This is a genomic window from Micromonospora sp. NPDC003197, from assembly GCF_053590565.1.
Genome location: NZ_JBSFTE010000004.1, coordinates 54,002 through 76,653 on the forward strand (window position 1 = coordinate 54,002; position 22,652 = coordinate 76,653).

The 22,652-nt window shown below is 71.3% G+C and carries 15 protein-coding genes; 11 read left to right on the top strand and 4 right to left on the bottom strand.

Annotation, left to right across the window (positions count from 1 at the left end; all coding sequences use genetic code 11):
- Positions 1 to 135 precede the first annotated feature (135 nt).
- The 3 genes from ACWDV4_RS05870 (at position 136) to ACWDV4_RS05880 (ending at position 5,299) form a co-directional block, all read left to right on the top strand.
- A complete protein-coding gene (locus tag ACWDV4_RS05870; protein ID WP_449975216.1) occupies positions 136 to 3,408 on the top strand; it encodes a BTAD domain-containing putative transcriptional regulator in 3,273 nt (1,090 codons plus the stop codon).
- A gap of 49 nt (positions 3,409 to 3,457) precedes the next feature.
- Positions 3,458 to 4,099: an NAD(P)H:quinone oxidoreductase gene (wrbA, locus tag ACWDV4_RS05875; RefSeq protein WP_449975217.1), complete on the top strand. Its 642-nt coding sequence runs from the start codon at positions 3,458 to 3,460 to the stop codon at positions 4,097 to 4,099.
- 303 nt (positions 4,100 to 4,402) lie between these two features.
- A complete protein-coding gene (locus ACWDV4_RS05880) occupies positions 4,403 to 5,299 on the top strand; it encodes an NAD(P)-dependent oxidoreductase (RefSeq protein WP_449975219.1) in 897 nt (298 codons plus the stop codon).
- 437 nt (positions 5,300 to 5,736) lie between these two features.
- Here ACWDV4_RS05880 and ACWDV4_RS05885 read toward each other — a convergent pair whose 3' ends face one another.
- The 3 genes from ACWDV4_RS05885 to ACWDV4_RS05895 all read right to left on the bottom strand — a co-directional run bounded on the left by ACWDV4_RS05885 (position 5,737) and on the right by ACWDV4_RS05895 (position 8,472).
- Positions 5,737 to 6,630 carry an oxidoreductase gene (locus tag ACWDV4_RS05885; RefSeq protein ID WP_449975220.1) on the bottom strand — a complete coding sequence of 298 codons (894 nt, stop codon included), beginning with the start codon at positions 6,628 to 6,630 and terminating at the stop codon, positions 5,737 to 5,739.
- 176 nt (positions 6,631 to 6,806) lie between these two features.
- Positions 6,807 to 6,929, bottom strand: a complete 123-nt coding sequence (locus ACWDV4_RS05890) for a hypothetical protein (RefSeq protein WP_449975222.1) — start codon at positions 6,927 to 6,929, stop codon at positions 6,807 to 6,809.
- Between the two features lie 97 nt (positions 6,930 to 7,026).
- On the bottom strand, positions 7,027 to 8,472 hold the full coding sequence (locus ACWDV4_RS05895; protein ID WP_449975224.1) for an SDR family NAD(P)-dependent oxidoreductase: 1,446 nt from the start codon (positions 8,470 to 8,472) through the stop codon (positions 7,027 to 7,029).
- Positions 8,473 to 8,741: 269 nt separating this feature from the next.
- Here ACWDV4_RS05895 and ACWDV4_RS05900 point away from each other — a divergent pair, with 269 nt between their 5' ends.
- Together ACWDV4_RS05900 and ACWDV4_RS05905 are read left to right on the top strand one after the other, a co-directional pair.
- Positions 8,742 to 9,626: a hydroxymethylglutaryl-CoA lyase gene (locus ACWDV4_RS05900; RefSeq protein ID WP_449975225.1), complete on the top strand. Its 885-nt coding sequence runs from the start codon at positions 8,742 to 8,744 to the stop codon at positions 9,624 to 9,626.
- A gap of 118 nt (positions 9,627 to 9,744) precedes the next feature.
- Positions 9,745 to 11,175, top strand: coding sequence for an FAD-dependent oxidoreductase (locus ACWDV4_RS05905; RefSeq protein ID WP_449975227.1), 1,431 nt, complete (start codon positions 9,745 to 9,747; stop codon positions 11,173 to 11,175).
- A gap of 40 nt (positions 11,176 to 11,215) precedes the next feature.
- On the opposite strand, the gene ACWDV4_RS05910 is transcribed toward ACWDV4_RS05905, so the two are convergent.
- On the bottom strand, positions 11,216 to 12,034 hold the full coding sequence (locus tag ACWDV4_RS05910) for an NAD(P)-binding domain-containing protein (RefSeq protein WP_449975228.1): 819 nt from the start codon (positions 12,032 to 12,034) through the stop codon (positions 11,216 to 11,218).
- Positions 12,035 to 12,298: 264 nt separating this feature from the next.
- On the opposite strand from ACWDV4_RS05910, the gene ACWDV4_RS05915 reads away from it, so the two are divergent.
- The 6 genes from ACWDV4_RS05915 (at position 12,299) to ACWDV4_RS05940 (ending at position 22,555) form a co-directional block, all read left to right on the top strand.
- On the top strand, positions 12,299 to 13,951 hold the full coding sequence (locus tag ACWDV4_RS05915; protein WP_449975230.1) for a hypothetical protein: 1,653 nt from the start codon (positions 12,299 to 12,301) through the stop codon (positions 13,949 to 13,951).
- Between the two features lie 71 nt (positions 13,952 to 14,022).
- The gene (locus ACWDV4_RS05920; RefSeq protein WP_449975231.1) at positions 14,023 to 15,051 is read left to right on the top strand and encodes a WxL protein peptidoglycan domain-containing protein; all 1,029 of its coding nucleotides are present in this window, start codon (positions 14,023 to 14,025) and stop codon (positions 15,049 to 15,051) included.
- Positions 15,048 to 16,247, top strand: a complete 1,200-nt coding sequence (locus tag ACWDV4_RS05925; RefSeq protein ID WP_449975232.1) for a hypothetical protein — start codon at positions 15,048 to 15,050, stop codon at positions 16,245 to 16,247. The genes ACWDV4_RS05920 and ACWDV4_RS05925 overlap by 4 nt, the downstream gene beginning before the upstream one ends.
- A complete protein-coding gene (locus tag ACWDV4_RS05930) occupies positions 16,244 to 17,620 on the top strand; it encodes a hypothetical protein (RefSeq protein WP_449975234.1) in 1,377 nt (458 codons plus the stop codon). Before ACWDV4_RS05925 ends, ACWDV4_RS05930 begins: the two co-directional genes overlap by 4 nt.
- Positions 17,607 to 19,700, top strand: a complete 2,094-nt coding sequence (locus ACWDV4_RS05935; protein WP_449975235.1) for an ABC transporter ATP-binding protein — start codon at positions 17,607 to 17,609, stop codon at positions 19,698 to 19,700. The genes ACWDV4_RS05930 and ACWDV4_RS05935 overlap by 14 nt, the downstream gene beginning before the upstream one ends.
- Complete coding sequence (locus ACWDV4_RS05940) at positions 19,697 to 22,555, top strand: ABC transporter permease subunit (protein WP_449975236.1); 2,859 nt, start codon at positions 19,697 to 19,699, stop codon at positions 22,553 to 22,555. Before ACWDV4_RS05935 ends, ACWDV4_RS05940 begins: the two co-directional genes overlap by 4 nt.
- The last annotated feature ends 97 nt before the right edge of the window (positions 22,556 to 22,652 follow it).

The following is a 22,652-nucleotide window of genomic DNA, read 5'->3' on the forward strand; positions in this document are numbered from 1 at the left end:
TGCCCGGGGTTCCTTACCACCGACTGATCGTTGGCTGACGTACGCGTCGGTGCTGCCGACACCGCGTCCGGGTGCGCAAACCGACGGGTGACGGACGTTCGCGGGGCGGGACAGCCGGCTGGCTAGGGTGAAGCCGTGAGGTTCGGAGTGCTGGGCGAGATTGCGGTGTGGACGTCGGACGGCAAACCTGTCACCGTACCCGGCCTGAAGGTTCGTGGTCTGCTGGCTGACCTGCTGGTTCATGAGGGGCACCCGGTGACCGCCGACCGGCTGATCGAGGACCTCTGGGGTGACGAGGCGCCGGGCAACGCGCTCGGGGCACTTCAGACCAAGGTGTCGCAGTTGCGCCGCGCACTGGAGGCGGGTGAGGCGGGTGGCCGTGCGCTGGTCGAGTCCGGTGATGCCGGCTACCGGCTGCGGACCTCGTCGGACTCGGTCGACGCCGGTCGCTTCGCCGCTCTGTTGGCGCGTTCGGGTGCGCAGCGGGAGCCAGCTAGGCGGGCGGCAGCACTGACGGAGGCCCTGTCGCTGTGGCGCGGTTCCCCATACGCCGACTTCAATGACGAGCGATTCGTGCGCCAGGCGGCCGAGCGGCTCAACGACCAGCGCCTGGCCGCGCTGGAGGAGCTGGCCGAGGCGCGGCTCGACCTTGGTGAGCACCACCTGCTCGCCGGTGAGCTGGCCGACCTGGTCGCACGCCACCCGTGGCGTGAGCGACTACGAACCGCGCACCTGCGCGCCCTGTACCGCTCGGGACGCCAACGTGAAGCCCTGTCCGTCTACGAGCAGTTCCGCCGGCAGCTGCGCGACGAACTTGGCATCGATCCCGGCCATGAGCTGGCGGAGCTGCATCGGGCGATTCTGCGTCAGGACCCCGCCTTACAGCCGCCGGCACCGCCGTCGACTCCGGTCCGAACCAACCTGCCGGCACCTCTGTCACCTGGCCCGTACGGCGGACTGATCGGGCGCGACACGGCCGTCGAGGCGGTACGGGAGCGGCTGACGAACGAGCGGTTGGTGACCCTGACCGGTCTGGGCGGGGTAGGAAAGAGCAGGTTGGCGCTCGAGGTCGCTCGGGTGCTGGCCGACACGTTCCCCGCGGGAGTGTGGCTCGTCGAGCTGGCCGGTCAACCGCACTGCGGCGACCCGGCGACCTGCACCGAGGTCGTCGACGTGGTGGCGGCGACTCTTGAGATCCGGGACGACGGCTTGCCCGGCCTGCCCGATGATCGTCCACGGGAGCCGCTGGACCGGCTGGTTGCCGCGCTGCGAGATCGGCGGATGCTGCTGCTGTTCGACAACTGCGAACACGTGGTGGCGCCGATCGCCCAACTGACCGAGAAACTTCTCGGCGCCGCAGCCCATCTACGCATCCTGACGACGAGCCGCGAACCGCTCGGGACCCCCGGCGAGGTCGTCTTTCCGGTGCCACCGCTGGCCCTGCCGGAGCCCGGAGCCACCACGGAGCAGATCTTTGGGGCTCCGGCGGTTCGGCTTTTCCTAGCCCGCGCCCGCGCCATCGAGCCAGGGTTCGTCGTCGACCAGCGGAACACGGAGACGATCGCCACCATCTGCCGCCGTCTCGACGGCGTACCGCTGGCGCTGGAACTGGCCGCGTCCCGTCTGCCTGTTCTCGACCCGAGCGAGCTGGCGGCGCGGCTGGACGATCGCTTCCGACTGCTGTCATCGGGCCGGCGCACCGCGCCCCCGCGCCAGCAGGGGCTTCGCGCCATGATCGACTGGAGTTGGGAGTTGCTGTCGCCTCCCGAACGCGCGGTGCTGCGCCGGCTGGCGGTCTTCGCCGACGGCGCCACGCTGGCAGTCGCCGAACAGGTGTGCCCGGGCGGGCAGGTGGCGTCAGACGAGGTTCTCGATGTGCTGGCACGCCTGATCGACCGCTCGCTGGTCATGGTGCGGCAGGGTGAGACTCCGCGACGCTATCGGCTGCCGGAGACGGTGGCCGCCTACGGTCTCGAACAGCTCGACGCCGCCGGCGAACTGCCCGCGACTCGTCGCCGTTACGCCACGTGCTTCGCCCGCCTCGCCGAGCAGGTCGGCGGGCGGCTACGTGGTCATGATCAGAGTCGCGCGCTACAGGAACTCGACGCCGAGAACGTCAACCTCCGGGCGGCACTCGACATCGCCGCCACCGACGGTCAGGCCCGCGTGGGCTTGACGCTGGCCACCTCGTTGTCCTGGTACCGGCTGCTCCGGGGTCGGTTCGGAGAGATGAACAGGTCACTGCGAACGGCGTTGGACATCGTCCCGCGGCGCGAGGACGACGTCGTACCGGACGCCCTGCGCCGACACGCGGACATGTGGCTGACCGCTCTCGCCACCCGGGACGGTGATCCGACCGCTCCCCGGCAGCGGATTCTGGAGTGCTACCAGGACGCCGACGGGCCGGAGAAGGCGTTCGCGCAGTGGTTGTTCGCTTCCATGATGCTCGGCTCCGGAGATCCGGGCGAGGCCGCCGTACTGGTCAACGCGGCGCTGGCGGCGTTCCGCGCCAACGGGGACCGGTGGGGCATCGCTGCCGCCTGCGCCACCCGAGCGGACCTTGCGCTCGTACTCCGCAGCGACCTGCCCGCCGCGCAGCGTGACTGCGAGACCAGCCGGTCGCTGTTCGGGCAACTGGGCGACCGCTGGGGACAGGTGCATCCGACGAGCCTGTTGGGGACCCTGGCCGAGATCCACGGCGACTACGAGCGAGCCACCGCGCACTACCGGGAGGCGCTACGCATCGCCGAACACCTGCGACTGTGGACGTCGGTGTCCCGGCAGTTGGCAAGCATCGGCCGGCTCGCCATATTGAGCGGCGACCTCGACGAGGCCGCCGATAATCACAACCGCGCGCTGCAGGTGGCGCAGGAACAGTCGAGCCGCTCCGCCGCCGCCTTCGCCGGCACGGGTCTGGCAATGATCGCGCGCCGGCGGGGCGACCTCGACGCCGCCGAGACCCAGCAGCGGGACCTGCTCGACTGGAACCGCTGCGCCGGCTACCTGCCAGGCTGCGCGCTCGCGCTGGCCGAGTTGGGGTTCATCGCAGAGCAACGTGGTGACGCTGCCCTCGCCGAGCGTCGCCACCGTGATTCGCTCGACGCGGCACATGCCACCGGAGATCACCGGGCGATCGCCCTGGCCCTCGAGGGCCTGGCCGGAGCCACCAGTCTCGGCGGTGACCATCGCCCCGCCGCGCGGCTGCTCGCCGCGGCTCGGATGCTGCGCGAGGCCGCCGGAGCGCCGCTGCCCTCCGGCGAGCAGTATGACGTCCAGCGCATCACCCTCCGCCTCCGGGAGGCGCTCGGCAGCGAGGAACTCGCTGCCGAGATGAGCCGTAGCGCACCGCTTGACCTCGACGAACAGGCGCTCAGCGGCGTCGGTGAGGGGATGGTCAGCGAACGGTAAGTCTGCTCGGCACGGTTGACCGAGAACCGAGCCTACCCAGGAGGTAACCATGCAGACCGATTCCAGGATCGCCGTCATCTACTACTCCGCCACGGGCACCGTGCACCAACTCGCCCGGGCATTTGTCGACGGAGCCGTCGACGCCGGCGCGGAGGTCCGCCTGCGCCGGGTGGCGGAGTTGGCACCGGAGCAGGTCGTCGATGCCAGGCCGCAGTGGCGAGCCCACCTCGACGCCACCGCCGATATCCCGCTCGCCACCCTGGACGACCTCCGGTGGGCCAACGGGTACGCCTTCGGCACGCCGACCCGTTTCGGAAACGTCTGCTCCCAGCTGCGCCAGTTTCTCGATACCACGACTGCCCCGTGGCAGGCGGAGGAGTTGGCCGACAAGCCGGCGACCGGCTTCACCGCCACCTACGAGGAACACGGCGGTCAGGAGGCGACCCTGCTCAGCCTCTACCAGACCTTCCACCACTGGGGGGCGATCGTCGTGCCGACGGGTTACCTGAACTACGACACCGCTCACGTCGCTGGCGGAAACCCGTACGGCGTCAGCCAGGTGGAGAGCCGCGCCAGCCGGGATCCCGAGTACGCCAAAGCTGTCCTCGAGACGGCCCGCTTCCAGGGCGCACGCCTCACCCGCATGGCAGCCGCTGTCGCCGCCGTCCGCGCGGACAGCCAGCTCGGGTAAGAGCCCGGCGATCACGGTCGCCACGGACTTGCCGGTCAATGGCGCTGCGGAGTTGCTGTCCGCCGCCGCGACGGCCTACACCAACGGACTCAACGCGATTGGCCTCGCCGGCGCTGTCATCGCCGCGATAAGCGCGACCATCGTGCTCACCACTTTGCGCAGGAACCGCGATGCAGGATCGCCAGGCGAGGCTTCAGCGCCAGCGGGGAAGGCGTCCGCGGGGAAGGCGTCCGCGGCGACTGAGGGCTCGCTCTCCGCCACCTGACGCACCTGGACCACCTGATTGAATGACGAAAGGAAATCATGCTGACAACGAAAACCGACGGTCTGACTGACCGGGCCAGCCAGGTCACCGTGCTCGGTCTCGGTGACATGGGATCGGCGATCGCCAAGACGTTCATCAACCGCGGATACCGTACGACGGTCTGGAACCGGACCGCGAGCAAGGCCCTGCCGCTGGTCGACAGCGGCGCTACGGCGACCGCGACAGCCGCGGAAGCAGCAGCCGCGAGCCCGCTCGTCGTGGTGTGTCTGCTCGACAGCGCAGCGGTTGACGAGGTGCTCGGTTCCGTGGACGCCGCAGCCGCGGGCAAGGTGCTGGTGAACCTGACCAGTGGCTCTCCGCAGCAGGCACGGGCGAACGATCGCTGGGCAAGTGAGCGCGGCGCCGAGTACCTCGATGGCAAGATCATGGGAGATCCGCCATACGTCGGTACGCCGCACGTCATGTTCCCGTTCAGCGGTTCCCGCAGCGCGTTCGATGCGCATGGGCCGATGCTGCGGGAGTTGGGCACTGTCGCCTACCACGGGGAAGACGCTGGCTCGGCCGCCTTGGAGTTTATGGCGCAGGTCGCAATGGGCTACGAGATTCTTATCGGGTTCCTGCACACGCTCAGGCTGGTGCAGGCGGAAGGAGCCGACGTGGCGGAGTTCGCCGAGCGCGCCGCCAGCTCCGTGGCCGCGCTGCAACCGCTGTTGAGCTCAATCGGCAACGCGGTCAAGGCCGGCGCCTACCCACCGGATCTCGGCTCGCTCAACGTCCAGGCCGCGCTGATGGACGACATGATCAGCCACCGGGAGTCCATCGGCGTGGAAGCCGTACGGATGCGAGAAGTCAGGGACCTGATGAATCGCCGGATCGCTGACGGCTTCGGCGCTCAGGGATTCTCGAGCTTGTTCGAGCTGTTGGCGAAGTCTTGATGGCAGTTTCTCAGCGCCCGGGGGACGCCCCGGGCCGCAACGTCGCAAAATTCTCGTAGGGCGTGCATTTAAGGCCCGGGTGAGGCCGTACTGACGCCCGGATGTGGCGAGGTCTCCGGTAAGGGGTTGTTCGGAGAGAACAAGCCTAAATCGGAGACCTCGCGGCACTTAAACCACGACGGGTCGGGGGTGTCATGCGGCTGAGGACCACCGACGTAGGTGGCCACCTCCGGCGAAGCGATCAGCTCGATGAATGTCGCACGGTCCCGGGCCTCGGACTCACGGAGCACCAGCCGATCGGTCCGGATCGGGGCAGGCGGCCACGCGACGGGTCCCAGGCTTGTCATGCGTGCAGATTAACTCGCCATAGAGCTTCGACCTCGGGGACATCAATCACTCGCCGGCCAGCGCGTGAGGGCGTTCGTCAAGCCCTAACGTTACTTGCTCGTGGTGCTCGAGGCGGTCAGCGGGAAGGCGACCCCGGTCAGCTCCTCGGAAACGGTCCAGAGTCGCCGGGCGACGGTTTCGTCCCGGGCGGCTCGGGAGCGGCCGACGAGCTTCGGCGCGCCGCGCCCCTGAAGGAAGCCGCTCGGGCCGGCGTAGCTGGCGCCCGGGATGTCCGCGACCGCCGCGTAGAGGGTGGGCAGCGCGGCGCCGTCGTCGTCGTGCGCGAACTTGCCCACGATCGCTGCGCGGAGTGGGCCGCTCTTGGGGTCCTCGAGAAGCTTCGTGGAGACCACGCCCGGGTGGGCGGCGGTCGCGAGCACCGGTGACCCGACCTCGGTGAGGCGCCGTTGCAGCTCGGACGTGAAGAGCAGGTTGGCGAGCTTTGACTGCGCGTACGCCGGCAACGGCCGGTAGGCCCGGCGCTCCCAGTTGAGGTCGTCGAAGTCGATTTTGCCCATCCGGTGTACGTGGGAGGCGACGGCGACCACCCGTCCCCGGATGTGCGGCAGCAGCAGGTTTGTGAGCGCGAAGTGCCCAAGGTGGTTGGTGCCGAACTGCAGCTCGAAATTATCGGTGGTGCGCCCGATCGGCGGGAGCATCACGCCTGCGTTGTTGATCAGCACGTCGATCGGCTCGGTGATGTCTGTGGCGAACTCGCGGACCGAGGCTAGGTCGGCGAGGTTGAGCTGCCGTACGTCGACCTCGCCGGTCATGGTTGCGGCGGCGGCGCGGCCCTTGACGACGTCGCGGACGGCGAGCACGACACGGGCACCTGCGGCGGCGAGCGCGTGGGCGGTGGCGCGGCCGATGCCGCTGTTGGCGCCGGTAACGACGACAGTGCGGCCGGTCAGGGCAGAGAGCTGCGCGGTGGTGAACGTCGTCATCAGCGCAATGTATGCGGCGACAACAATGCTGTCAACGACAAGATATTCGCCTAGGGGTGGGACTGTTTCCGCGTACCATCACGGGAACCTTCGGGCGACACCGCCGCCGCCGAGCGCAGCCTGCGCCAGCACGGCGCGGCGCAGCTCTCCCTGTGGGAGTTGGCCCGCGACGCAGTTCATCCGGGGAGCGCGTCGTCGCTGACGCGCCGCCGGTGGACCAGCCCGAACACTGCCACCGCGACCAGCCAGAACACGAGCACGGCGCCGGTCGCGGCACCCGCAGCCCACCCCGGTCGCATCTGCTAAGCGGAGGCTGGCCGGACCGCACGTCGCCCCGGGCGATGGCGGCGTCCGCGAGCTTGCCGCCTGACGCCAACCACCCGATCACTTCTACGGTTACCAGGCGCAGGGCGCGTAGTCCTTCAGGAAGCAGCCGTACAGGTCTTCGCCCTGTTCGCCGCGGACGATCGGGTCGTAGACCCGCGCCGCGCCGTCGACCAGGTCCAGCGGGGCGTGGAAGCCCTCGTCCGCCAGCCGCATCTTCGTCGGGTGGGGCCGCTCGTCGGTGATCCAGCCGGTGTCGACGCTGGTCATCAGGATGCCGTCGGTGAGCATTTCCTGAGCGCTGGTCCGGGTCAGCATGTTCAGCGCGGCCTTGGCCATGTTGGTGTGCGGGTGCCCCGGCCCCTTGTAGCCACGGCCGAACTGCCCCTCCATCGCCGACACGTTCACCACGTACTTGCGGCGGGCCTGTGCGGCGGCCATCGTCGGTCGCAGGCGGCTGACCAGCATGAACGGTGCGGTCACGTTGCACAGCTGCACTTCGAGCAACTCCACCGGGTCGACCTCGTGCACCCGTTGTACCCAGCTGTTGACCGGGTCGAGGTCCGGCACCAGGCCGCCGGCGTCGATGGCGGTAGCCGTGGCGATCCGCTCCGGCGAGGCCGAGCCGCCGGTCAGGGCCAGCGCGGTGAGCGCCTCGGGGGTGATCGCGGCCGACTGCGGCGCGGCGATCAGGCTGCCCACTGGGCCGCCCCGGCCGCCCGGCTTGGCGAAGGTGATGATTTCCGGCAGCGGGCCCTCGGGCAGGGCCGCGGCCTCTGCGGCGGCGAGCTGGGCGTACGCTCCGGCCGTGCGGCGGACCGTCTGTGCCGCGTTGTTGATCAGGATGTCGAGTGGTCCCTGGGCGCTGACCGAGTCGGCGAGCGCGATCACCTGGGCCGGGTCGCGCAGGTCGATCCCGACGATCCGCAGGCGGTGCAGCCAGTCCGCGCTGTCGGGCATCGCGGCGAAACGGCGGACCGCGTCGTGCGGGAACCGCGTGGTCACCGTGGTGTGCGCCCCGTCGCGCAGCAGCCGCAGCGCGATGTACATGCCGATCTTCGCTCGGCCGCCGGTGAGCAGCGCGCGTCGGCCGGTGAGGTCGGTGCGGGCGTCGCGGCGCTCCCGGTTGAGTGCGGCGCAGGACGGGCAGAGCTGGTGGTAGAACGCGTCCACCTCACGATAGCGCCGCTTGCAGACGTAGCAGCCGCGCGGATTCTGTAGGACGCCGGCGGTGGCGCCCATGGTGGGGGAGGCGAGCGGGATGCCCTGGGTCTCGTCGTCGATCCGGCCCGGGGCGCCGGTGGCGGTGGCGGCCGTCACCGCGCGGTCGGCCGCCGCGATGGCGTCCCGCCGCTCCTGACGCCGCCGCTGCTTGATCACTTTGTAGAGCTTCGCCGTGGCCCGCTGCACCCGCACCACGTCGGGATGATCAGGAGGGAGGTTCTCCAACGCCTCGAAGACGCTGAGACAGATCTCCAGCCGGCTGCGGTCAATGCCGTTTTCGCCGATTTCTGTCATGTTGTCCGCCGCCATGCCGTCGCTGTCTCATCCCGTTTCCTGCGCCGGATTCATCCGGCCAACCCAAGTCCGACCCGAAACTGTACGCACCGCACGGCCCCCGACGAATCCCGCATCAGGCAGCAGGCCGGCGATCGTGACCAAGGCGATTGTGACCAAGGCGATCGTGCTGAGCCGGCTGGCGCCAGTGCCGGGTTCTCCGCTGGGCCGGATCGTAGGCAATGAGCGTAGGCTGAGCCATCGACGATGTTGCCTGGAAGGCGGAGCGCGTGGAGATCATCGAGGTGGGCCCCCGCGACGGCCTGCAGAACGAGGCCGTGCTTGTCTCCACTGAGGACAAGATCGCGCTGATCGAGCGCAGTATCGCGGCGGGACTGCGCCGGATCGAGGCGACCAGCTTCGTGCATCCCAAGCGGGTTCCGCAGATGGCCGACGCCGAGGCCGTGATGGCCGGCGTTCCGCGCCGCGCCGACGTGTCCTACATCGGCCTGGTGCTAAACCGCCGGGGTTTCGACCGGGCGATCTCCGCCGGGGTGGACGAGGTGAACTGCGTGGTGGTCGCCTCGGAGACCTTCAGTCAGCGCAATCAGGGCATGTCGGTCGCGGACTCGGTCCGTACCGTGCGTGATCTCGCCGACGACGCCCGCGCGGCCGGTGTCGTGCTGTCGGTCACGATCGCCACAGCGTTCGGTTGCCCTTTCGAGGGGGAGATGCCGGAGGCGACCGTGGTCGACCTGGCCCGGCAGGTGGGGGAGTTCGGGGTGGACGAGATCGCGCTCGCCGACACCATCGGCGTCGGCGTCCCCGCGCAGGTGTCCCGGCTCGTGGCCGGTGTCGCGGCCGTGGCACCGGGTGCCCGGTTGCGTTGCCACTTCCACAACACCCGCAACACCGGCTACGCCAACGCCGTTGCGGCGTTGGACGCCGGGGTCACGGTGCTGGACGCCTCGACCGGCGGCATCGGCGGCTGCCCGTTCGCCCCCGCCGCGACCGGCAACATCGCCACCGAGGACCTGGTCTATCTGCTCGACCGCAGCGGTGTGGAATCCGGCGTCGACCTACGGCAGTTGATCGAAACCGCCGACTGGCTCAGTGGCGTGCTGGGTAGCACCGTTCCTGGTCAGCTCGCCCGGGCCGGGGCCTTCCCCGGTTGACCCGGCGAGGATGGCTTCGGCCGAGGGCTTCTCATCGTCTGTGAGCGCCGGCCACGGCTCGCCCGAGGCGTTGACGGTACGCGGATCTATGGAAACACTGTTACCTCCATGGAAACGCGTGACTGGAGTGCCGGAGGTGGGCGTGCCGACCACGATCGTTGTGGGTGCCGGGCCGGGTGGCCTGGCCTGTGCCATCGCGGCCGCCGACGCGGGCGGCACCGTACTGCTGCTGGAGAAGGCGCCGGACATCGGCGGCGCGTTGCCATATTCGGGCGGACACCTATCCGCCGGTGGCTTCTCGTTGCAGCGTGCGCGGGGCATCAGCGACGACCCGGAGCGACATTTCAACGACATCTGGCGGATCAGCCGGGGCACCGCGCGGGCCGACCTGACCCGGCTGACGCTGCGCGAACAGCCGGCGGTGCTGGAGTGGTTGCTCGCCGCCGGGCTCACCGTCGATCCGGAAACCCCCCGCATCGTGTACGGGCACGAGCCGTACCGCACGCCACGGACCATCCACGCCACCACCTTCCCCGGTGGTCCGGCGATTCTGGCCGCGTTGCGCCCGATGCTCGACGCGCGTCGGGCCGCCGGCCGCATCGACCTGCGCTGCGGGATGCGCGTCACCGAACTGCTGACCGAGGGCGGCGCGGTGGTCGGGGTGGTCACGGCCGACGGAGCGCGCTGGCGGGCACCCGCCGTGGTGCTCGCCACCGGCGGATTCGGGTACGCGCCAGAGCTCTTCGCCGAGCTGGAGGGTGCCCCGCTGACCACCTCGGCGGCACCCACCTCCACCGGCGACGGCCTGCTCATGGGTCGATCGATCGGCGCCGGCCTGCAGGGCCTGGGTCGCTACATCCCCACCTTTGGCGGGCTGCCCCCAACCGACGGCGACCTCCGGGTCGACTGGGTACACCGGCCGCACCTGGTGGCACCGGAGCGGCCGCCCTGGGAGATCTACGTCGACCGGGCCGGGCGGCGTTGGATCGCCGAGGACGAGCCCAGCATCGACCACAAGGAGCGGGTGCTGACCACAGTCGACCGAATGACCTTCTGGACGCTCTTCGACGCCCACGCCCTGCGCGAGTCGTACCCGATGGTGCACGGCTGGAGCCCGGCGGACCTCGATGCCCAGTGCGGCCGGCGTCGGGGCGTACACCGGGCGTCCGGGTTGGCGGAGCTAGCCGGGCTGGCCGGCATCGACCCGGCGGGGCTTACGGCCACGGTGGACCGCTACAACGGGTTTGTCGCCGATGGCCGGGATGCCGACTTCGGCCGGGCGCACCTGCCGGCGCCGATCGTCGAGCCGCCGTTCTACGCGCTGGAGAACCATCCGGTCACCCTGATCACGTTTACCGGCCTGGACGTGGACGAGATGCTGCGGGTTCGCCGCGCGGACGGTACGACGATTCCTGGCCTGTACGCCGTCGGTGAGGTGATCGGCTCTGCCGCTGTCAACGGCAACGCGTTCTGCTCGGGCATGTGCCTGACGCCGGCCATGGCCTTCGGTCGGCTGGTCGGGCGTCACCTCGCGCGGACCGTGAGCTGAGGGAGCCGCGCGGGCCGTGAGCTGAGCGCCTCGCGCCGGTTCAGTGCGCGAAGACGAAGCCTTCCGCGCGTAGCTTGCCGGAGCTGATCGGCACGAACGGCGTCTTGATCTCGCCCCGGTAGGTCAGTGCGGGCCAGCCCCCGGCGGCACAGAGTTCGTCGAGGACGGCCTGGTTGGTCTGCGGCACGGTAGCGTCCGGTACCGCGTTGAACACGCCCGTGAGATCGTGGCTCACCACGAAGTCGAGCGCGGCGGCGGCATCCCGGTAGTCGATGCGGTAGTGCAGGGCCTCGGCCGAGAACGGCACACTGCCGCCGAGCATCTCGTGGGCCATCTTCACCCGGGTCGGATAGTCGAGGTCACGCGGATGTCCGTACACGTCGGGGATCCGCAGCACGGCACCGCGCGGGGTGGCCAGTACGGCGTCCTCGGCGGCGACGAAGTTGCGGGGCGAGGCGTCCGGGTCGTCGGTGACCGGGGTGGCCTCGTCGACCAGTGTGCCCTGGCCGGCCCCGTAGACCGACACCGAACTGGTGAAGACCACCCGGGGGTGTACGGCGGCGGCGGTACGCGCGGACGCGGTGAGCGTGTCGGCGTACTCGGCGATGCGCTGCTCGGGGTCGAAGGCGCGGGCGATGCGCGGGCTCACGGTGAGCACGATCGCGTCGGCGTCCCGGGTGGCCTGCTCGACGGCCGTGCGGTCGCTGCCACGCAGGACCGCGACCTCGGTGCAGATGGACGTCAGCTCGGGCACCCGATCGGGGGAGGTGGTGGTGCCCACCACGTGGTGGCCGGCCTCGACCCAGCGGCGGGCCAGTTCCATGCCGACGTTGCCACAACCGATGATCACGTAACGCACCCGGACCTCCCTTATGGAAACAGCGTTTCCCACTCTGCCCCATCGTCGGCCCCCTGCCAAGGCTGATCCCACCAGAGCCTGCGGCGTGGCTGCCGTGCTCCTGGGGTCGATCGAATTGACCAACCCAAATCGCCTGTCGGGCTATTGACAGGAGGGCGGCCGGCTGAGTTTATAAACCTATCCATTTTTGGAAACCATTGTTTCCACTGGCGAAACAGTGGTCAGGGGTTCACCGTTCCCCACAGGAAGGAGAGCGGCACCGCAATGGGATTGCTCAGAACTACGGCTACAGCGGCGGGCGTGGCGGCGTTGGTCGCCGCCGCGACCGCGGTCTGCGTGACCCCCGCGCAGGCGTACGGCCCCACCCCGGGCAACCTGGGCTGCCGGCTGTACTTCAACGATGCCGGTACCGGCAGCTCGCCGACCAACTGGGACGACACGTACGGGCTCACCCAGACGCCGGCGACGCCGAGCCCGGGGCAGACCGTGACGGTCACCTTCACCGCGGCGGCCGGTCCGCTCAACGGCCCAGTCGCCATCAACCCAGGTGACGTGCCGATCGTGGTGGAGGCAGTACTGGGTGGCTCGCAGAGCGGCTCGGTCACGCTCAGCCAACCCAACTACCCCGCCGGTCCGATCCCGGGCAACGCCCGAACCGGTCCGATCACCGCTACCGGCACCTACGTGGCAGGCGCGACGGGAGCGGCGACGCTGACCGTCAACCGGGTCATCCTCGACAACCCGGTCGCCAAGACGTACTGCTCCGCGGAGGGCGACCGGGACCACAAGGCAACGCCGGTCCCGACCCACATCGTGGAGAACTTCACCGTCTTCGGCGGCACGGTCTCGGTCACCTCGGTGACCGGCCAGACCGTGACCGGGTACGCCCGGGCTGGCAACGTCATCAACTACGCGGTGACCGGTCTCGCGCCGTCCACCGCCCTGACCGCGACACTGCGCGCCGCCGACGGCACCGGAACGCCCGAAGGCTCCGGCACGGGCACGACCGACGCCGCCGGCGCTGGCACCGGCACCCTCACGGTGCCCAGCGGGGCCACCACGGGGGCACGCACCCTGGCGGTCTCGGACGGCACCAACACGGTCTCCGTCCCGATCACGATCCTCGGCTCGCCGAGCATCGCGATCACCCCCAGCGGTGGCGGCTCCGGCACCGTGGTGGCGGTAACCGGCACCAACTGGAACCCGGGTAGCACGGTCACGATCGGTGGCTACAAGGCGCTCACCGGTGCCCCGCCGCCGCCCGCGACGAGCGATCCGGCAACGACGGCCACGGCCGGTGCCACCGGTGGAATCAACGCCACCTTCACCGTCACGGACGCCACCACCGCGTACATCGGCGCGCAGTCCGGCGCCCTGTTCGCAATCTCCGCCTGGACGGCGTCGGCGGACTCGTGCGTTGCCAAGACCGGCTCCGCCACGACCGGCAACTGCATCCTGTCGTACAACCTGTCGGAGACCGTGACCGCCGGCAACCTGTCGATGGCTCGCGCCGCCGGCAGCGGCAACATCACGTTCTCCGGCGTCACCGTCGGGGGCACCGTGCAGACGACGACGGGCAGCCTGCCGACCGTCACGGTGACCGACTACCGGGGCAGCACCTTCGGGTGGAGCCTCGTCGGCACGGTCACCGACTTCACCGGCACCCCCGGCGGAACCATCGCCAAGAGCAACCTGTCCTGGACACCGGCCTGCGTCGGCACCGCCGGCGCGACCAATGCGGTTGCTGCGGTGCCCGGCACCCCGGGCACGGTCGACGGGGCGACCCTCTGCTCCGCACCGACCAGCGCCACCGGTACGGGCGGCAGCTTCGACGCCTCCGCCGGGCTGACCCTCTCCGTGCCGGCGAACCAACTCGCCGGTACCTACGCTGCGACCCTCACGCTCACCCTGAGCTGAGGACCGCCTCGACGTGGGGCGGTCGGTGCGAGCCGGCCGCCCCACACCGACCAGTCGAAGGGTGCAACCGCGTGCGTCACCCCCTCTGGCCACGTCGCCGCCGCACCGGTGCGGCGGCCTTCGCCACCGCGCTCGCCGCCGTCGCACTGACCGTCGTCCCGGCTGGGCCGGCAAGCGCGGCGGACAACGGCGAATGGGCCGTCGTGCCCACCCCGCCAGCCAACGCCGGGCCCGCCCCCCGGCTCTACTTCTTCCTCGAGTCACCCGCCGGCCGGACCCTCACCGACTCGGTACGCGTGATCAACCGCACCGACACCGAGCGCACCTTCACCCTGTACGGCGCGGATGCCTACAACACCGCCCGCGACGGTGGATTCGCACTGCGCCGGCTCGACGAGAAGCAGACGGACATCGGGGTGTGGACGGCGGTCGGCGCCAGTACCGTCGTGATCCCGCCCAAGGCGCAGGCCGACATCCCGTTCTCCATCACCATCCCGACGAACGCCAGCCCCGGCGACCACGTCGGCGGCATCGTCGCCATGGAGGCCGTACCGGGCGGTCGGAGCGAGCAGAACGGCGTCGCCGTCGCGGTGCAGCGGGCCGTCGGTGCCCGCATCTACCTGCGCGTCGCCGGGCCGGAGGTGCCCGGCCTCAACCTCGCCGACCTGGACCTGACGCACCAGACGCCGTGGCTGCCCACCCCGGTCGACGGTGCCCTGGACTACACCCTGGCCAACACCGGCAACCTGCATCTCGCCCCCACCATCACGGTCACCGCCGCCGGCCTGTTCGGACATCGGATCCGCCAACGTGGCGCTACCCCGCAGCTCGACCTGGTGCCGGGTGCCGAGGCGCGGATGCGTGCCCAGTTCACCGGGCTGTGGCCGGTCGACATCGTCACCGCCACCGTGACGGCGAAGGCCGACGGTGGGGTGCTGACGGTACGGACCACCCGTACCGTGGTGGTCTCCTGGACCGGCCTTGCCGCACTCGCCGCGCTGATCGTCGCCGGGGTCGTGGCCTGGCGCAGGCGCCGCCGCACCGAGGCGGCCCGTCCCCGGGGCGTCCGGCGCGTCCGCACGCATGCGGAGGTCGGATGACGAGGATCGCGCGTACCCTGACCGCCGCCGTGTGCGGGCTGGCCTGTGGGCTGGCCCTGCCCACCGGGCCGGCGTGGGCGGCCGAGCAACTCACCCTCGCCGCGCCAGCGGCGGCCCCGGGAGACCGGCTCGGGGTGACCGGCAGTGGCTGGACCGCCGGTGCGCTGGTCCAACTCGTCACCTGCGGGCAGCTTGCCATCGCCGGCTCGGCCTCCTGCGACATGCGGGCCGCCCTGGCCGTCCCGGTGCGCCCGGACGGCACCTTCGCGGTGCAGTTCGTACTCAGCGCCCCGCCGGTGCCCTGCCCATGTGTCGTGCACGCCACGCTGGTCGGCGGCACCGCGCGCGGTCAAGCCGACGCGCCCCTGGAACTCACCGGGCATGCCATGGGGGACACCCCCACCGTCGCGGCAGCCCCGGTCCGGCTCGACCTGGTCGAGGTGAGGATCGCCGGCCGGTCGGGCTGGCGCAGCCTGTTCGGCGCGGCGACTACCCGAACCTTCGTCTACACCGTGCACAATCCCGGGCCGCAGCCGCTGCCCAACCCGCCGCTCAACGTCCAGTTCGGCCGGGACGGCGGCGGCGACCGGGTCAGCACGCCGGGCACCGGCGACATCCGGCCGGGTGAGACGCGCACCTACCGGGTACCCGTGACCACCCCGTTCGCCGCGTTCGGCCGGTACACCGTGCGGGCCGACCTGGGCGGATTCAGCCCGGCCGAGGTGACGTTCCGGAAGTACCCGTGGGGCCTGTTCGGGCTGCACCTGCTCGGCGCGGCGATGATCATCGTGGGCGTCGCCCGCCGGATCGCCAACCGCCGCAACCGTCCGCCGCTGCCCATGATGGCCGCCGCCCCAGCCGGCGCGCTGCTGCCGCCCGTCGTACGGGTCGGCTCGCTCGGGGCGTACCTCGTCTTCGACGACGCTCCCGGCGTCGGTCGGCTGCGTCGGCGGGCCCGCGCACACCTGAGCGTCGCCGGACTGCGGGACCTGCTCGGCGACGCCGGACTGGCAACCGGATCCGGCGCCGAGGGGCCCGGTGCCGGCGCTGCGGTAATCGACCTCGCCGCCCTCGACGCGGTGCTTGCCACCCGCCCGGGCGCGGCCACACCGGCCGGAGCATCCGGCGGCAACCAGAGCGCCGCTGCTGTGATCGACCTGGCCGCGCTCGACACCTACCTCGGGAGCCCTCGATGAGCCGCGAACCTGGCAGCCACGCCGCCGGTCGTCGTCCGGCCGCCGGCTGGAACCGAAGCCTGATGGTACGGGCCACCGTCGCCGTCGTCGCCGCGCTGCTCGCCTTCGTCAGCTGCGGCGCGGTACTGCCCGGCGTGGGCGGCAGCGACGGCACCGGTGTCGGCCCCGGCGTCACCGCCGACACGGTCACCGTCGTGTTCGTCGGCACCGACCTGACCAAGACGGGGGAACTGACCGGGTTCAACACCGCCTCGGCCGGCGACCCGGTACGCCAGATGCGGGCGCTGGAGAGCTACGTCAACGCCAACGGCGGCATCGCCGGCCGGAAGATGCGGGCGATCTTCCGCAACTTCGAGGCGAGCGACGACTCGCCGGCCACCGAGGAGAAGCTCTGCAACCAGATCACCCAGGACGATCGGGCCTTCGCGGTCGTGCTCACCGGTCAGTTGCAGTCCAACGCCCGCCCCTGCTACGCACAACGGCACACGCTGGTGTTGGACGCCACCCTGATCACCATCGATCAGGCGACCCATGAGCGGCTCGCGCCGTACCTGTTCGCCCCGGCCTACCCCCTGTACGACGAATTCGTGCGCGCGTACCTGCCGGCGCTGGCCGCGCAGGGCTTCTTCGAAGGGGCCCGGCAGGCGGGCATCGTCGCGGTGGACGCACCGGCCAACCGGGCGATGTACGAGCAGCACGTGGTGCCGTACCTGAAGCAGCGGGGGATCACCCCGACCGTGGCCTGGATCGACAGCACCGACCTGGGCACTCTCAACACCGGTCTCAACCAGGCCGCCGTCGACCTGCGGGCCAAGCGCGTCGAGCGGGTCTTCTTCCTCGGCGGGACCCGGCTGGCCTCCTTCTTCCTCACCTCGGCCAGCGCGCAGGACTTCACCGCCCGGTACGGCATCTCCAGCTACGACAATCCCAGCTTCCTGATCGGCAACCCGGACATCATCCCGCGTGAGGCCCTGACCGGGGCGGTGGGCATCGGCTTCAACCCCAGCCAGGACGTCGCCGACCGGGAGTACGCCTTCCCCGCCACCGAGGCCGAACGAACCTGCCTGGGCATCTTCGCCGCAGCGGGGGAGTCGTTCGGCACCCGTGAGAACGCCCGCGTGGCCTTCCCGTACTGCGACGCGATCCTGCTGTTGCAGGCCGGTGCGAAGGACCTCGGCGCGGACCTCAACGCGCACCGGTGGCTGGCGGCCGTCGGCAGGCTCGACACGCAATTCCAGCCGGCTACCGGATTCTCCGGGCGGCTCGGCCCGGGCCGCTTCGCCGCCTCGAACGGCTACCGGGCGTTCGGCTACGACAGCGGCTGCGCCTGCTTCACCTACCGCGGGGAGGACGTGTCCTTTGCGACTCGATGAAGACACCCGCCACAGCGTCCCGCCGGGCACCACTCACGACGGTGCGGGGACATGGCGTTCCCGGATCGCGGGCTGGGGCGCGGGTACGGCCGGCGGCCTACTGACCGGGGTGCCGCTGCTCGGCGCCGCCGGACTTGCCCGGGGTCTCGGTGTCGACCTGACCAGCGTGCTGGCTGCGGTGATCGCCGCCGCGGTGCTCGGCGCGGCGGCGACCGTCGCGGTCGTGCAGCGGGTACCGCACCGCTATCCGGTACGGGCCGCGCTGCTCGTCGGTGCCGCGCTGGGGGCCGTGCTGCTGCTGGCCGTCCACGTCGCCGCCCCGATGCCAGGGCTGTTCGCGCTCACCGCGCTCGGGCTGCCCTGGGCGGCCCTGGTGGTAGCCGGCCATGCCATCGCCGCCGGAACGGCCACCCTGCGGTACTGGCAGGTGGGGCTGCTGAACGGGTTCGGCCTGGCAGCGTTGTTTTCCGCTGGCATCGGCGGCGGAGCCGGGTACCACTGGGCGGCGGCGGGCGTCCTCGCGGCGCTCGGCGCGCTGGCCGGGGCGGCCGCCGGGGAACTGCCGGGCGATGCCGGCTGGCCACCGGCGTTGCGTCCCCTGTTCGACAACGCCACCCGCCCACCCACCGCGCGTACCGCCGTACTGGCCCAGGCCGGCCTCGGCCTGGTCGTGCCCGGAGCGCTGATCTTCTCCGCCGACGTGTTGCGCGCCGAGTTCGACCTCGGTCCGCGCGGTGCCGTCGGTGTGGTCGGCGATGCGCTGCTCGCCGGGGCTGTGCTTGCGGTGCTGCTGCGCGGCGAGCGGGCGCTGCGCCTTGCTGTCGTCGCAGCCCCGGCCGGGCTGCTCGTCGCCGCTGGTGCGCTGCTCGTCGGGCCCGACCCTGCGGTGGTCGGCGTCGTGCTGTTCGCAGCGGGCCTAGCCGTCGCCGTCGGTGCGTTGGTCGCGCTCGCAGCCTGGGGCGAGGGCATCGCCGCCGAGGTGCTCCACCCGGACGCCCGTCCCGCGTTCGTGGCGGCGGCGTCGGTGCTGTCCCTGGCCGGTGGCCTGGGCGGTGCCGGCCTGCTTGCCCTGCTCGGTACCCGCTACGGTGCCGGTCCAGCGTTGGTGGTGGCTGCGGCGGCGGTGCTGGTCGGCGCGGGCTACGCCCGGCGGCTCCGGCGCACCGTCGCGGCCGACGCCGAGCGGTTGGCCCGGGTGCTCGCCGACGAGGCGGAGGTCGCCCGGCTACGGCACCGTGGCGCGCGTCCGGCCGCCCTCTCCTGCTCCGGGATCGACGCGGCGTACGGCCAGGTCCAGGTGCTCTACGACGCGGCCGTACGCGTCGACGACGGCGAGATGGTGGCGATCTGCGGCCCGAACGGGGTCGGCAAGACCACCTTGCTGCGGGTGCTCTCCGGGCTGCACCGCCCCGCCGCCGGGGTGGTCCGGCTCGGTGGGGTCGACGTGACCACGCTGACCGCCCCCCGCCGGATCCAGCTCGGACTGACCACAGTGGTCGGCCAGGCGGTGTTCGGCTCGCTCACCGTCACCGAAAACCTGCGCATGCACGGCTATACGCTGGGGCGGCGCAGCGACGCGGTGCACCGGGGAGTCGACGCGGCGTTCGCCGTCTTCCCCCGCCTCTACGAGCGTCGGGACCAGGTCGCCGCCACCCTGTCGGGCGGCGAGCGGCAGCTGCTCGTGCTCGCCAAGACACTGATCCAGCGCCCCCGGATGCTGCTGGTCGACGAGCTGTCGCTCGGCCTCGCCCCGGTCGTCGTCGGCGGCCTGCTGGAGATGCTGCGCCGGCTCAACGCACAGGGCACCTCGCTGCTGGTGGTGGAGCAGTCGGTCAATGTGGCGCTGTCGCTGGCCGACCGGATCTATTTCATGGAGAAGGGTGCGATGGTCGCCGAGCACACCGCAGGCGAGCTTGCCGGTCGGCCGGACCTGGTCCGGGCCCTGATGCTCGGCGGCCACGCCCCAGTTGAGGACGTCGAAACCGAGCCGCAGGCACCGGGCGGCGAGCCCGCAGTCCAGGCACCGGGCGGCGAGCCCGCGTCGGAGGCCACCCGGGCGGACGGGGCGGTGCTCCGATGATCGGCGCTTTCGACTTCGGCCCGGACCGCATCCTGCTGGGCCTGTTCACCGGCCTCACGTACGGGCTGCTGGCGGTCGGGCTGGTGCTGGTCTACCGGTCCAGCCGGTTCGTCAACTTCGCACACGGCGCGGTCGGGGTGTTCGGCGCCGCTGTGCTCGGCCGGCTGGTCGGCGACGGCGTGCTGCCGTACTGGCTCGCCCTGCCGGTCGGGATGCTCGCCGCCGCCGCGATCTCCGGCGCTATCGAGCTGAGTGTGGTCCGCCGGCTGCGACACCGGCCCCGGGTGATCGGCATGATCGCCACCCTCGGGCTGTCCCAGTTCGTGCTCGTGCTCGCTCTGCTGGTGAACAGCTCGGGGGCCAGCGGCCCGGCATTTCCGGTGCCGCCCGGCATGCCGTCGTTCACCGTGGGCAACACCCCGGTCGGCCCGGCGTTCACGGCGATGCTGCTGCTCACCCCGGTGCTGCTGGTCGGGCTCGCCATGTTTCTCAAGCGCAGCCGGTTCGGGCTGGCGATCCGGGCCGCCGCCGACGCCCCTGACGCGGCCACCGTCAACGGCGTCACCGCCGCCCGGATGGCGACCCTGGCCTGGGCGATCGCGGGTGCCGTCGCCGCCTTCTCAGCGATCCTCATGGCACCGACCCAGGGCACCCAGTCGATTGAGTCGCTCGGCCCGGCCCTGCTGGTGCGGGGCCTCGCCGGGGCGGTGATCGCCAGGTTCTCCTCCGTGCCGATCGCGTTTGCTGCCTCGCTGGGCATCGGGGTGGGGGAGCAGATCCTGCTCTCCGGTCAGTCCAGCGGCGGCCTCGTTGAGCTGGCCCTGGTCGCGGTCATCCTGGTCGCGCTGCTCGCCCAGCCGATCCGCGCGCGCCGCGACACCGAGGACGGTGGCTGGGGCCGGATCGGCGCACCGCCGCTGCCCGCCGCGTACCAGCGGGTCTGGCTGCTACGCAACCTGGGCCAGGTCGTCGCCGGGGTGGGCTTCGCCGTCGCCACCGGGCTGGCCTTCGTGATCAGCAACGAAACCGCCTCGGTGCTCATCGCGATCATCGGCTTCACCCTGGTCGGCCTGTCGATCGGGCTGGTCACCGGCGTGGCCGGCGAACTGTCCCTGGGCCAGTTCGCGTTCGCCGGCATCGGCGCGGCGGTGTCGGTGCAGGTGTCCGTACACACAGGCAACCTGTTCCTGGGGATCCTCGCCGGCAGCGTGGCGGCGGCGCTGGCCGCTGTCGCGGTCGGGATACCGGCGCTGCGCCTGCGCGGGCTCGCCCTCGCCGTCACCACGCTTGCCTTCGCGCTGGCCACCAGCGCGTTCCTGCTGCGGCAGGGGTGGCTGCTCGGCGACGGTGCACAGGTACCCAAGCCACGCATCCTCGGCCACACCTTCGAACTGGCCACCGACTACTACCTGCTCGCGCTGGTGGCGCTGCTGCTCGGCCTGTGGGTCACCGCGAACCTGCGTACCGGTGCCTTCGGGCGGATCCTGGTGGCGCTACGCGACAACGCCGACGCCGCCCGGGCGTTCACCGTCGCGGTGCCGGTACGGGTGCTGCAGGCGTACGCGGTCGCGGGTGCACTGGCCGGGCTGGGCGGGGCGGTGCTCGGCCACGGGCAGACCCAGCTCACCGTGAACACGTTCCCGGCCTCAGCCAGCATCGACGTGGTCGCCACCGTGGTGGTTGGCGGGATCACGCTGCTGGGCGGCCCGCTGCTCGGGGCGTTCCTGATCGTCGGCGTACCCGGATTCCTTGAGCTGGACATCATCGGCCAGGCCGCGCTGACCCTGGTCTGGCTGGTCGTGGTGATCGCGCTGCCGGCCGGGCTCGGCGGGCCGGTGCTGTGGCTGCGTGGCCGGATCGCGACGCTGATCGTCCGCGGCCGTGGCGCACCGGTACCGTCCGCGGTCGATCAGCTGCCCGAGCTGCCCGACTCCGGAACCGTGACTGCGGCTCAATCCGCAGCCGAATCGGCGCCGGAGACCGCCAGCTCCGGTGGCTCGATCACGCTGCCGCCGCGCACTGTTCCGTTGCAACCGGCGGTGACCGGCGAACCGCTGCTCTCGGTGCGCGGGGTGGCCCGCTCCTACGGTGGTGTGCGGGCTGTCGCCGGGGCCAGCCTCGACGTCGCCCCCGGCGAGGTGGTCGGCATCATCGGCCCGAACGGGGCCGGCAAGACCACCCTGTTCGAGATCATCGCCGGCTTCACCCGTCCGGACCGGGGCGTCGTCCGGTTTGCCGGCCGCTCGGTCACTGGGCTGTCGCCGCAGCGGCGGGCCGGTCTCGGGCTGGTGCGCTCCTTTCAGGACGCCCGGCTCTTCGCCACGATGACGGTGCTGGAGACGGTCATGGTGGCCGGCGAACGCACCGCGCCGACCAGCCTCGTTGCCGCAGCGCTCGGTGCCACCGGCCCGGACCAGGCCAAGCGCCGCCGAGCCGAGGAGCTCGTCACGCTGATGGGGCTGGCCCCGCTCGCCGATCGGTTGGTCGGGGAGCTCTCCACCGGTACCCGCCGGATCGTCGAGATCACCTGTCTTCTGGCGCTGGAGCCGGCGCTGCTGCTGCTCGACGAGCCCTCGTCCGGGGTGTCCCAGGCCGATGGCGTCGCGTTGGGCGAGGTGCTGCGCCGGGTCCACGACGAGCTCGGGGTGACCATGGTCATCATCGAGCACGACCTGCCGCTGCTCGCCCGGCTCGCCGGCCGCATGGTCGCGATGGACGGCGGCCGGGTCATCGCCGACGGCACTCCGCAGGAGGTCCGCACCCACCCCGACGTGGTCCGCTCCTATCTCGGTACCGACCACGCCGCCGTCAACCGCTCCGGGGTACCCGCCCAGCCTGCGGCGGTGCCGTCGTGAGCCCCACCCACGTCGTCTCGCCGCGTGCCCGTGTCACTTTGCCCCTATCCGTGCCACTTCGCACCTTGCCCGTGCCGGCCTGCATCGAACCTGTCAG